Raw genomic sequence first — 12,136 nt, forward strand, 5'->3', positions numbered from 1 at the left:
CTGCGAAAGCCTGCGTGATCGCAAAGATCATTGGCGCGCCGAGCACTAGCAAGCACACCCGCTGACAGTCCCCCACAGGCGTCAAGCCGCCTATGCCGCCACGATAGCGGCATGGCAAAACACCTCCTCGCCTCCCTATCGTTAGAGATTCGCCCCGGTTCCGGCACGCTGCAATTGCTGCCAGCGGGCGAGTTTCGCGCCAACGATGGTCGCCCCACTGAGTGCGACGCCTGGCGCGTGACTCCCCAAGGAGCGCAGCGCCTCGTCGCTGCGTTCGCCACCCGGAAGAAGCCGATGGTGCTCGATTACGAACACCAGACCCTGTCGGCCGCCACCAGCGGCATACAAGCACCGGCCGCCGCTTGGATCAAAGCGGTGGAGTGGCGCGAGGGCGAGGGCCTCTTTGCGACTGACGTGGACTGGACCGCACGCGGTGGTCAGTACGTCGAGGCTAAGGAATACCGCTTCATCTCCCCGGTGTTCACCTACGACGCCGACGGCAACGTGCTGCAACTCATCAACGCGGCGCTGACCAACAACCCGGCACTCGACGACCTGAGCGAAGTCATGCTCGCGGCCGCGAGCCGTCTGGCCGACACCGCGTCGCCCCCTCACCCCCCGACATCCCCTGAGAAGGAGTCTCACATGAAAGCACTGTTGGCCGCGCTGCGGCTGCTATTGAAACTGCCGGAAACGGCTACCGAAGAGCAGGCGGTGGCCGCGCTCAATGCGCTCGCGGGCAAGGTGGGCGCTACGGCTGCGGCAAGCGTCGATCTGGCCGAACTGCTAGACGAGCGCGACACGCGTATCGCAGCACTCACGAGCGCCGTGCCTGATCCGGCCAAGTACGTGCCCATCGAGACGATGACCGGGCTGCGTCAGCAGATCGCCGTACTGACTCATCAGTCGCAGCAGGGCCAACTTGAGACCGTCATCACGGCCGCACTCTCGGACGGACGCTTGCTCCCGGCACAAGAGTCGTGGGCGCGCGATCTGGGCAAAGCGAACTTCGGGCAACTGACGCAATACCTGCAAACGGCCGAGCCGATTGCAGCACTGCGCACCACGCAAACGGGCGGTCGTGAACCCGGCGGTGGTGAGCGCACGGCCGCGATGGACGACACCTCGCTGGCCGTGTGCCGCCAACTCGGTCTGACGGCCGATGTGTTCAACAAGGCCAAAGGAGATGCGAAATGACCGCAACGGCACAGGATCGCAACACCCCGCTCAAGGATCTTGAACTCGTCGGCGTGCCGGTCAAGGCGGGCACGGTCATCCGCGCGGGCGTCATCGTGTGCGCGGATGCAACTGGCTACGCCATTGAGGGCAAGACGGCCGCCGACCTGACGTACCTTGGGCGCGCGGATTGCTTCGTGGATAACACCAAGGGTGCGGATGGCGCGACCGTCGTCCTCGTGCGTCGCGGCAAAGCGTTCAAGTGGGCCAATGAGCCGACCGACCCAGTAAAACAACCGCTGCTCGGCAAGCGCTGTTTTCTGGTGGACAACCAGACGGTGGCTGCGACCGACGGCGGTGGCAAGCGCTCGAAGGTGGGCGCGGTGGCCGGTATCGACGCCGACGGCGTTTGGGTCTTCTAACTCAGTATCACGACAGGGAGTCAAGCGAGATGCTTGTCAACGCACAATCGATCAATCAGATCTTTATCGGTCTGAATGCCCATTTCAACAACGCTTTTGATGCGGCGCCGAGCACGTGGGAGCAAATCGCGATGCGCGTGCCATCGACCGGGCGCGAGGAGCTGTATGCCTGGCTCGACCGCTTCCCGCAGATGCGCAAGTGGGTGGGCGAGAAGGCCGTCAAGGCACTCAAGGCGCACGGCTACACGGTGGTCAACGACGACTTCGAGGCTACCGTCGAGGTGGATCGCAACGACATCGACGACGATCGCCTGGGCATTTACGCGCCGCAAGCGCAGAACGCAGGCTATTCGGCCAAGCAACTGCCCGACGAGATTATCTATGAACTGGTGAACAACGCATTCACCAAGAAGTGCTACGACGGTCAGTATTTCTTCGACACCGATCACCCGGTTGGCGATGGCGTGATCTCGAACAAGTTCAACGTGCCGCTCACGATCGACGGGCAGGCGGCGGCGATCGCCACCTTCGGCAAGGTACGTACCGCGCTGCGCAAGGTCAAGGACGATGAGGGCCGACCGCTCAATATCTCGCCCAGCGTGCTGCTCGTGCCCCCGGCGCTGGAGGATATCGGCAATGCGCTGATGACCAATGATCGCCTGAACGACGGCAAACCCAACCCGTACAAGGGCACCGCCAGGGTGGTGTGCGACGCACGCCTGCTCTCGGACACCGCTTGGTTCCTGCTTGATACGAGCAAGCCGGTTAAGCCCTTCGTGTACCAGGAGCGCAAGGCCCCGGTGTTCGTGCAGCAAGTCGACCCGCAGGCCGAAGACGTGTTCATGCGCAAGAAATTCAAGTTCGGTGCGGAAGCGCGCGCCGCTGGTGGTTTTGGCTTCTGGCAACTGGCCGCTGGCTCGACCGGTGACGGCAAGTAAGTCCCCTCTATATAGATAGGCACGACAAAGATGACCCTTCAGAAACATCCGGCCATTTCGGTGGCCGCCACCGCAGACACATTCCGTCGCGTGGGCCACGTATTCGGTCGCACGCCGCAGACATTGGTACTCGCAGCACTCTCGCCCGAGGCGTATCGCGCCATCACCGACGATCCGTCGCTTGTGGTGGTGCCTACGGCGATTGAGCTGAGTGCGGAGCGCGCCAAGGCACTCCCGTACCACGACGCCACCCACGTGCGCGACGCGCTCGCATCGGTCGGCACCCTCACGCTGGATCTTGATGACGAGGACAAGCACCGCACGCTGGCCCTGGAAGCGCGTCAGGCCGAACTCGACGCGCAGTCGAAGTCATTGGACGAGCGCCAAGCGGAGTTGGACTCCCGCGAGCAGGCGCTTGATGCACGCGAAAAGGCGCTGACGCAGACGCAAGCGACCGACACTGCCAAGAAAGCCGACGCGGCAGGCAAGACCGACAAGCCCGAAAAAGCCGGGAAGTAATCGCCATGAGCTACGCGAGCCGCGAGGAGATGATCGAGCGCTTTGGTGAGCTTGAGGTGATCGCGCTCACCGACCGAGATTGTCAACGTCAGATTGATAACGGCGTGCTGGACTATGCGCTGGAAGACGCCAGTGCGGAGATGAACACCTATTTGGCTGCGCGTTATCAATTGCCCGTCAAGACGCATGCTCGCTTTCTGGCGGGCCTGTGTTGCGACATCGTGCGCTATCGGCTCAGTGGTTCCTGCACGTGTGAAACCGATCCGGTACGTGTGCGTTACAAGGATGCAATCCGGTTTCTCGAACGCGTGGCTGATGGCGCGGCCACGTTGGGCCTAGACGTCACGGACACAGAGATTCAGGCGGAAAACACGGTGCAGTTTGATCTGGGCACGCGGATTTTCAGCGACTCGGATCGAGGTGGTTTCTGATGACTGAGCCCACCGCCGGGGCCTATGTGCCCATCGTCACCGCTGTGGAACTGGCGATCGTCGACCGGCTCTCGCGAGGCCTCGGTCGTATGGTTAGGGAGGTCAAGACCTATGGCGGTGAGTTTGACGATGAGGAACTCGACCAAGTCGTGCGGCGCTTTCCGGCCGCGTGGGTGACCTTCGGTGGTGTCCCCCGCACCGGCGCTGAATCGCTTGCGCGCTCGAAGTACAAGGCCGAGGCAATCTTTGTGGTGATGGTGGGTGCGCGCAGCGTGCGCAGTGAGGCGGCGAGCCGCCACGGTGGCCCCGACCCGCGCGAGGTGGGCTCGAACCTGTTGATCTCGTGCGTGCGCCGTCTTCTGAATCAGCAGGACATGGGCCTGCCGATTCAGGCGCTGGTGCCGGGTGCGATTCGCACGGTGTTTAACACCAAGACCCGCGCCGATGCGTTTTCCGTCTATGCGCTGGAGTTTCGCACCGCCTGGATGGAGTCGTCGTTGTTTCTCGGCACGTTCCCCGCAGAGGATTCGACGGCCCCGATCGATGACCTGTTCGCCCGGTACGGGGGGCAGATGGACCCGCCTAGCCCGGACTGGCAAGCGACGCTCATGCGCTACTACCTGCACCCCGACCAGAAGGGACCGCCCAATGCGTCGGATCGAGTACTGATGAGAGACAAGGAAAAATCATGAAAGTGATTGCACGAGACGGGCTCCGAGTGCCCAGGGAATTTGCCGCACGTGAGTACATCACCGACGCCCAGGCGCAGGACGTGCCCGATACGGCGTACTACCAGCGCCGCGTTGCGGAGGGCGATCTCATCGTCCGTGACGCAGTGCCTGCCGCGCCGGTAGATCCGAGCGCCGCACAGATTTCCAGTAAGCCTGCGAAAGGAGCCTGAGCATGGCAAGCGAACACATTGCGTTTGACACGATCCCGTCCGGGATCCGTAAGCCGGGCAAGCACTTCGAGTACAACACCAAGCTCGCGGTGCGCACACTGCCCACCAATGAGCAATCGGTGCTGATTGTCGGTCAGCGCACGGCCGATGGCACAGTCCCCAAGCTCACGCCGGTCGACGTGTTCTCCGGTGACCAAGCGGCAACGTGCTTTGGCGCAGGCTCACTCGCACACATCGCAGCGGTCGCGGCCATGACGGCCAACCGCTACGTGGCACTGACCGTCATCGCGCTCGACGACGATGCAGCAGGACAGCCCGCCCAGGCCACCGTGGAATTTACCGGGACGGCGACGACGCCCGGCGCATTTGCGCTCTATATCGGCAACACTCGCGTGAATGTTGCGGTCAATACCAGTGATACGCCTGCACAGGTCGCGGCGCGATTCGAGGCGCAACTCAAGCAGTTGCCAGCGTTGCCGGTCACGGCCAAAGCGACCGAGGCGAAGCTGGCGCTCACGGCCAAGAACAAGGGCGCAGCGGGTAACGGCATCGTGTTGTCGCAATTGGCGCAGGTCGCCGGGGTGACGGCCAAGATCACGGCGTTTGCCGGTGGCCTGAACGATCCGGATATCGCCCCGGCGCTCGCGGCAGTCTTCGGGGCCAAGTACAACCTGTACGTCACCTGCTGGCCGACTGAGACGTCGCTCACCAAACTGCGCACGCACCTGGATAGCATTTCCCACGCTATGGAGCAGCGTCCTGCTGTGGGTGTGGCGGGTACGCCCGGCACGCTGGCGGTGTCCACCACGCTCGCCGGAGCACTTAACGCTGGGCGTATCACCTTGGGCTGGTATTGCGGTTCGGTGAGCCTGCCCGCAGAGATTGCAGCAGCCTATGCGGCGACTATCGCAAGCGAAACGGATCCTGCGCGCCCACTCAATACGCTGCCGCTTGAGGGATTGGATGTCACGCCGGTGACGGCGCACCCAGGCCGCACCGAGCAGGAAAACGCTTTGCACAACGGAGTGACGCCCTTCGAAGTCGGCCCTGGCAACAAGGTGCAGATCGTGCGCTCGATCATGATGTACACCAAGGATGCGCAGGGCATGGATGATCCGTCATTGCTCGACATCACCACGATCCGTTCGCTCGACTTCGCCCGTAAGGCGTGGCTACAGCGCGTGTCGTTGCGCTTTCCGCGCGAGAAGCTGGTGGCGAAGAAGACGCCGGACAAGGTGCGTAGCGAATTGCTCGATGTGGCCTACAAACTCGAAGAGCTGGAGATTCTGCAAAACGTGGACGAACACAAGAACCAGCTCATTTGCGAGTTGGATGGGCAAAGCGTGGGGCAACTCAATGCGGCCTTGCCTGCGAACGTCGTGGCCGGACTTCACGTAATCGCCGGTCGCATCGACCTGATCCTGTAACGCGCGCACTCGATAGGAGCCAAACATGGCATTGGAAGAATACGTCGGCGCGATCGTGATCGAGGTCGACGGCAAAGAGGCCGAGGTGGTGAGCTTCTCGCCCACCTCGAAGACTGGCAAGAAGCCGGTCAAGACGATGAACCGCACGGGCCGCGTCAAGGGCTTTGCGCGTGGTATCGAAGAACACGAGCTGAAGGTGACGGTGGTGATCCCACTCTCGGCCGATGAGGTCGACTGGTGGCGCATGGAGGGCGGCAAGCTCACGCAATTCCCGGTATCCCAGGGCGGCAAGCGTGTGAGCTATTACGACTGCGTGACGCTTGACTTGGGCGAGCAGTACAACGTGGATAACGAAGCGCGTCGAGACTTGACGCTGTTTTCGACCCGACGGGTGGAGGAATGAACATGACTGAAAGCGATTCGCTGGACTACGGCATTGAATATCCGGCTGGCAGCGGCCAGTTGCACTATGACTTCACGATTCGTCTGGCGACCGTAGAGGACAACATCAACGCTTACGAGCATCCGTCGATCATCGGCGGTGGCGTGTCCAATATGCGCGTGAACGCGGCGCTCGTGGCGTCGTGCCTGGTGTCGCTGGGCACGATTCCGAAAGAGGCAATCACGCCCGAGCTGATCGGCACGGCCGTCGACGGCGATTTTGACCGACTGTGGGCGGCGCAGGAGGTGCTCAAAAAAAAGCGCAAGCGCGTGAGCGCCACCTCGGCAACTTCCGGCGCGCCGTCCTCATCCTCGGCCCCTGCGGCTTCACCGAAGCCAGAATCCGCGAACTGAGCGAGCCCGAACTGGATGCTTACCTGGGCGCCTATCTCGAGCTGCGCGGTGTCAGGGTGAATGAGAAGTCGGGCACCGGCCCCACCGTCAAGAGCTTGCGGCGCAAACCACCCAAGCGGAAATAGGAAAGAGGCATGTCACGGGATCTCGAAGTTGGCCTGACACTGCGCATGCGCGACGCCGCATCAGGCCCCACGCAGCAGGCCGAGCGCAATGTCCAGCGCAGCATCAAGGCGACCGAGCGCACCTACACCGATGCGTCTCGCGTCGAGATCACGTCCAGCCGTGCGCTATACACCCTGCGTGCGGGTGAATCGACCCGCAGCGAGCAGCAGATCCAGCGCAACGTCGTCCAGACCGAGGCGGCCTATGTGCGCTCAAACCGCAATGTGCTGATGGGCTCGCAGCGCCTGGCCGAGGCGCGCTCGGTGCTCGATGTGCGCTCCGAGCAGACGGTGCAACGTGAAATCAATCAGACCATCGCCGCTTACAACCGGCTCCAGCGCGCCGGGTTTGCTTCGGCCAATGAGCAGGCGCGCGCGTTTGTCGCGTTGCAGAAGAAGGTCGCCGACCTCAACAAAGAGCTGGGCAAGACGGTGGAGAAACAAGGTCTCCTCTCGCGGGGAGTGAGCGGCGTTCACCACATTGGCGAGGGTATTGCGGGAGCCTACGCTGGCTCTCGCGTTATTGCGGGGCCGGTGGACCGCACGATGCAGTTCGATATGCGCATGGCCTTGATGGCGAACACGGCCTATCGCAACCTGACACCGAAAGAGCGCGTCAAGAAGACGGAGGAGCTGCGCCACGCGATTTACCGGGCCGTGGGCGAAGGCGGAGGCACGTTGGAGCAAGCGGAAGAAGCGTTGGAAAAGCTGCTCTCTCACGACGTTTTCGGACATAAGGCGGCGTTTGAATTGCTGCCGCGTCTTCAGAAAGGCGCGATGGCCGAAGGCGCCGATTCTGTTGAGCTGGGCAACATTGCTGCGAGATCGGTGCAGAGTATGCGCATTCCTGAAAAGGATGCCGGGATCGTGACGGATATGGCCGCAGCGGGCGGTCACACGGGAGAGTTCAAGATCCGCGATTTGGCTCGCTACCTACCCGAGCAAATGGCAGCAGCCGCCAACGCAGGCTTTTCCGGTCCGAAAGGGATCGCGACCATCATTGCCATGAACGAGGCCGCCATGACGACGGCGGGCACGACGGGACAGGCGGGCACCAACGTTCAGGACTTACTTCACCACCTGTCGAGCACGGATTTGGCGCACCGCGCCAAGCGTGCCGGGATCGCCAACTTCGACGAGGTCAAGATCAAGACGCAGGAGCGAGGCGGCAACATGCTCGATGCGGTCGAGGCGATGACGCAGACGATTCTCGGGAAGAACCCAAAGTATCAAGAGGTCCAGCGCAAGTTGAAAACGGCCTCGCCCGGCGAGCGCAAGGAACTGCTCACCGATATGTCAAACCTGATCCAGGGCTCGGCCATCGGGAAGCTGTTCGGCAATCAACAGGCAGTGATGGCCTTGACCGCCTACATGACGCAAAAGGATAAGTACCGGGAAGCCTACAACGCTTCAATGAAGGAGTGGGACCGTGGCGGGGGCATGATTGCCAGCGACTTCGAGGTGGTCAAAGGCATGGACGGGTTCAAAGCGCAGCAGCTTAAGAATGAGGCGGAGATTGCCGAGATGGAAGCGCTTCGTGGCCTCAACGAAAAGCTGGGCGACGCGGCGGGAAAGCTGGCGGACTACGCGAAGGAATACCCGGGTCTCGCGAAAGCGATCGCGGGCACGACACTGGCGTTCGAGGGGCTCACCGGTGTATTGACTGGCATCGGTCTGATGCGATTGGTGACGGGGGGCGGTGCCGCAGCAGCGGGCGCAGGCGCTGGAGTCGCTGCCGAGGCGGGGTTGTTTGCGCGCGGAGCAGGTCTTGCCCGGTGGGCCGGCCCTGTCGGGGCAATCGTGGCGGGCGTGGCAGAGGCGGCATCGGTCTATAACGACCCGTCAAAGACCGCTGACGAGAAGAAAGCGGGTTATGTAGGCGCGGCGGGGGCTGGACTGGGGACCTGGGCAGGTATTTCGGCGGGGGCGGCCGCAGGCGCGGCAATCGGATCCATTGTGCCTGGCATTGGCACTGCCGTCGGAGGCGTTGTCGGCGGGTTCGCCGGGGGTTATCTCGGTGGTGATTGGGGCGACAAGCTTGGCAAAACCATCGGCGAAGCCATCTTTGCTCAGAAGAAGGACGAAAAGCCACCGGTCATCGAGAATCACGTTGTGTTCCACGTCGACGCGCACAACTTTCAGGAATTCATTGCCATGAGTTCTCAGCGCACGGCATTTAGGTATTGATATGGCCTGGAAAGATACCTTGCTTGATGCGTCATTCCGGGGCGTCGCATTTGACGTGCAACGCACCTCGGACGGGATCGAAAAGGACACGGCACACTACGCGTCGCCCTACGTCGACGGCGAGGACATCCGTGACCTGGGCCTCAAAGCCCACGACGTGAGCCTCACGGCCATTATCTTCGGCGACGACTACGAGCGGCGTATGAAGGCACTGCTCGACGCACTCACCGTCAAGGGCGCGGGCGAGCTGATCCACCCGGTATTCGGCTCACTGCCGAACATGCAGTTCATGACGGCGCACGTCTCACACGACGCTGAAAACGTCGATGCGTGCCAGATCGAAATGCACTTCAAACGGGCGACCCCAGGCAATCCGTTTTTCATCGATCGTCAGGCGAGTCAGATCGCGGACGCGGCGACGAGCAAGGCTGCTGCGGCTCAGCAGGCGGGCGCTTCGATGTTCGATAAGGCGGTGGGCGCACTCAAGATGGCGAAGGCAGGGTTGCGCCGCTTGAACGCATTTCGCAACGTGATGAATAAAACGCTCGGGGCGATCAAATCGTTTGTTGCCGATGTGAAACAGACGGCCCTCGATTTTCTGACGTTTCCTGGCGCTTTTGCCTCAGACCTGATGGGCATGGTCACGAGCGTGTGTGACTTCCGCATGTTCGATCCGGGCCTCATCATGTCCGACTGGACGGATCTGAAACACCAGATGCACGACATAATCAAATTGCCTGCTGGTGTGGCATCCGGTCACGTGGAGTCCTTGTCGAATGGAGCGGCAACACCGCTCACGCACGCGCTCCGCCCGTCGCCCGAGTCCGTATCGAGCTTCGATCCGCGTGCCCCTTACGCTGCGAAGAAATCCAGTGTCATCGCTGCGGCCGCATCGGATGTGGCGCTTGTGCGGGCCGTCACGGCCACGACCGTGTCTACCGCGATGGCCTCTGTGGCGGCAACGCTGCTCGCGCGCGAAGCGGAGCGGATCACGACCGTGCGTTCCCCGGCACCGCTGCCGGAGACGGGCTCAGCGCAGGTCGCGTCTACGCCGCAGGCGTCCCGTGACCAACCCGTCAATGCTCAGACGACACCCGCTGGCCCAGCCCTGACACCCGCCCAGGTCGAGCAAATCGCAGGCGACACACGCGAATTGCTCCAGATTGCCATCGACGCCGTGCGTGCGGCCGTGCCGGTCGAGGAGTCCCACCCGGTAGTCGAGCGGTTGAAGGACACAGCGCAAGCCATCCAGCAACTGGCCATCAAGGTGATTGATGTGTTGCCCCCGATTGTCACGCGCACCGTGCACGCCCCGGCCAATCTCACATTGATCGCCCACCTCTGGTACGGCGATTACCGTCGCGCGTCCGAGTTGCAGCGCCTGAACCCGCAACTGCGCAATCCCAACTTTATCGAACGTGGGGAGGTACTCAGTGGATTCGCCCAATGACGGCGTCACGCTGCTGATCGACGGCCATTCGCACGCCTATTGGTCGGCCTACTCGATTGACTCTGATCTGCTGATCCCGGCAGACGCGTGGCAAGTCACGCTCACGCAGCCTGAGGGGAAGCTGCCCGGACAAGCCCGGGCCGGGGCGCATGTCGAAGTGCGGATGGGACGTGACACGGTACTGATGGGCTATGTCGACAGCGTGCAGCGCAAGACGAGCAAGCGAGAGAAGTCGCTTGCGCTGCACGGGCGTGACTACGCGGCCATCCTGCGTGACTGCTCGGCCCCGATCTTTACCGCCAGACAGGTGACGCTTGCCGAGGTGGCGTCGAGCATCGTCAAGCCGCTGGGCATCTCGACGGTACGCATTGACGCAAAAAGCACCGGCTACACCTGGGACAAAATCACCGTCGATCCGGGCGACACGGCGTGGGACGTGCTCAGGCACGCCGCCGAGGGTGAGGGACTTTGGCCGTGGTTCGAACCCGACGGTACATTGATCGTTGGAGGTCCGGACTACAACGCACCGCCCGTGGCGAGCCTCATCCTGCGCGAGAGCGGCAAGGGCAATAACGTTGAATGGTTCGAGGAATCCCGCTCGGTGGCCGAGCGTCACTCCGAGGTAACGGTCCTCGGCCAGACGCACGGCACGCACAGCGAGCCCGGCAAGCACGCGATCAAAGTCACGGTGAAGGATCCCACCGTGCCTGTCTATCGTCCGAAGATCCATGTCGATCACGACGCACCGAATCTCGCGGCCGCCGAGGCGCGTGCCAAAAAGATCATCTCGGACTCAGCGCTGGCGGCTCACACGCTGCGCGCGTCCGTGCAGGGCCATCGCACGAGCGACGGCGTGCTGTGGAAGCCCGGCCAGCGGGTACACGTTATCTGGGACGAGTGGGAGATAGATGCCGTCTATTTCCTGATGGGGCGACGTTTTTCGGGCGGCCGTCCGGGCGGCGAGCACACGCTGCTCAAACTCAAAGAGGATGGCGTGTGGGGGCCGGAGGCGCATCCGCACTCGGGGCGTCATCGCCATAGGCAAGAGGGACCATCGCTCCACGTGACCGACGCCACCATTGATGCGACCATCGCAGCGAGCCACGGAAAATGATTGAGGAAATCGACAAGCGCATTCGGCGCGCACTGGCGAGTTTTCGCCACGCGTTTCGCGGGCTGATTGGCCTTGCCAAAACCGATGGCCCGGTCGTTATCATCCAGGGCGAGGGGCTCGCAGGTGAGCCGGTGGTCGATGCGGAACTCTTCCAGCACTACGGCTATACCAGCGCGCCGCCGTCCGGCACGATGATGATTGTGGTGCCCATTGGTGGCAGGACAAGCCACAGCATTGTGATTGCCACCGAGCATGGACAGTACCGGCTCAAGGCCCTGAAACCCGGCGAAGTCGCGCTGTATTCCGACGAGGGAGATTCTGTGCATTTGGCCCGAGGTCGGGTGATGAACATCACCACGAAAACGCTTAATATCACGGCCGAAGAAGCGGTCAACATCGATAGCCCGAAGGTCAACGTCAAACATCTGCTCAACGTCGCAGAACAGATCACCGGCCAAGGTGGTTTGAGCGTGTCCGGTGGAGAAGGCGTTGTCGTGGATGGCAGCATGAAGGTGAAGGGCGACGTCGAGATCGGCGGCAAGAGCTTCCTTGGTCACAAACATCCGGTGCCGGGTAACGTCACAGACGTTCCGTCTTGATGGAATACGAGCG

The 12,136-nt window shown here is 62.2% G+C and carries 14 protein-coding genes; all 14 read left to right on the plus strand.

All coding sequences use genetic code 11. The annotated features are described in order from the left end of the window. Positions 1 to 111: 111 nt before the first annotated feature. Positions 112 to 1,197 (plus strand): phage protease, encoded by a 1,086-nt coding sequence (locus C266_RS11790; RefSeq protein ID WP_010806486.1) that lies wholly within the window; start codon positions 112 to 114, stop codon positions 1,195 to 1,197. After that, on the plus strand, positions 1,194 to 1,598 hold the full coding sequence (locus C266_RS11795; protein WP_010806487.1) for a hypothetical protein: 405 nt from the start codon (positions 1,194 to 1,196) through the stop codon (positions 1,596 to 1,598). The genes C266_RS11790 and C266_RS11795 overlap by 4 nt, the downstream gene beginning before the upstream one ends. 29 nt (positions 1,599 to 1,627) lie before the next feature. Next, complete coding sequence (locus tag C266_RS11800; RefSeq protein ID WP_010806488.1) at positions 1,628 to 2,536, plus strand: Mu-like prophage major head subunit gpT family protein; 909 nt, start codon at positions 1,628 to 1,630, stop codon at positions 2,534 to 2,536. A gap of 30 nt (positions 2,537 to 2,566) precedes the next feature. Next, on the plus strand, positions 2,567 to 3,055 hold the full coding sequence (locus C266_RS11805; protein ID WP_010806489.1) for a hypothetical protein: 489 nt from the start codon (positions 2,567 to 2,569) through the stop codon (positions 3,053 to 3,055). Between the two features lie 5 nt (positions 3,056 to 3,060). Beyond that, on the plus strand, positions 3,061 to 3,486 hold the full coding sequence (locus tag C266_RS11810) for a gp436 family protein (protein WP_010806490.1): 426 nt from the start codon (positions 3,061 to 3,063) through the stop codon (positions 3,484 to 3,486). Then, positions 3,486 to 4,178 (plus strand): DUF1834 family protein, encoded by a 693-nt coding sequence (locus C266_RS11815; protein ID WP_010806491.1) that lies wholly within the window; start codon positions 3,486 to 3,488, stop codon positions 4,176 to 4,178. Before C266_RS11810 ends, C266_RS11815 begins: the two co-directional genes overlap by 1 nt. Continuing rightward, the gene (locus C266_RS11820; protein ID WP_010806492.1) at positions 4,175 to 4,387 is read left to right on the plus strand and encodes a DUF2635 domain-containing protein; all 213 of its coding nucleotides are present in this window, start codon (positions 4,175 to 4,177) and stop codon (positions 4,385 to 4,387) included. The genes C266_RS11815 and C266_RS11820 overlap by 4 nt, the downstream gene beginning before the upstream one ends. 2 nt (positions 4,388 to 4,389) lie before the next feature. Beyond that, positions 4,390 to 5,814, plus strand: a complete 1,425-nt coding sequence (locus tag C266_RS11825; RefSeq protein ID WP_010806493.1) for a phage tail sheath subtilisin-like domain-containing protein — start codon at positions 4,390 to 4,392, stop codon at positions 5,812 to 5,814. 25 nt (positions 5,815 to 5,839) lie between these two features. After that, positions 5,840 to 6,217 (plus strand): hypothetical protein, encoded by a 378-nt coding sequence (locus tag C266_RS11830; RefSeq protein WP_010806494.1) that lies wholly within the window; start codon positions 5,840 to 5,842, stop codon positions 6,215 to 6,217. A 2-nt stretch (positions 6,218 to 6,219) separates the two neighbouring features. Next, the gene (locus C266_RS11835; protein ID WP_246831172.1) at positions 6,220 to 6,609 is read left to right on the plus strand and encodes a hypothetical protein; all 390 of its coding nucleotides are present in this window, start codon (positions 6,220 to 6,222) and stop codon (positions 6,607 to 6,609) included. A gap of 170 nt (positions 6,610 to 6,779) precedes the next feature. After that, positions 6,780 to 8,960 (plus strand): phage tail tape measure protein, encoded by a 2,181-nt coding sequence (locus C266_RS11840; RefSeq protein WP_246831173.1) that lies wholly within the window; start codon positions 6,780 to 6,782, stop codon positions 8,958 to 8,960. 1 nt (position 8,961) lies between these two features. Continuing rightward, positions 8,962 to 10,410, plus strand: coding sequence for a DNA circularization protein (locus C266_RS11845; protein ID WP_010806497.1), 1,449 nt, complete (start codon positions 8,962 to 8,964; stop codon positions 10,408 to 10,410). Further along, on the plus strand, positions 10,394 to 11,524 hold the full coding sequence (locus C266_RS11850) for a phage baseplate assembly protein (RefSeq protein WP_010806498.1): 1,131 nt from the start codon (positions 10,394 to 10,396) through the stop codon (positions 11,522 to 11,524). The genes C266_RS11845 and C266_RS11850 overlap by 17 nt, the downstream gene beginning before the upstream one ends. Beyond that, the gene (locus C266_RS11855) at positions 11,521 to 12,123 is read left to right on the plus strand and encodes a phage baseplate assembly protein V (RefSeq protein ID WP_010806499.1); all 603 of its coding nucleotides are present in this window, start codon (positions 11,521 to 11,523) and stop codon (positions 12,121 to 12,123) included. The genes C266_RS11850 and C266_RS11855 overlap by 4 nt, the downstream gene beginning before the upstream one ends. The last annotated feature ends 13 nt before the right edge of the window (positions 12,124 to 12,136 follow it).

This window comes from Pandoraea sp. SD6-2 (genome assembly GCF_000389825.1).
In the GTDB taxonomy this organism is placed as follows: domain Bacteria; phylum Pseudomonadota; class Gammaproteobacteria; order Burkholderiales; family Burkholderiaceae; genus Pandoraea; species Pandoraea communis.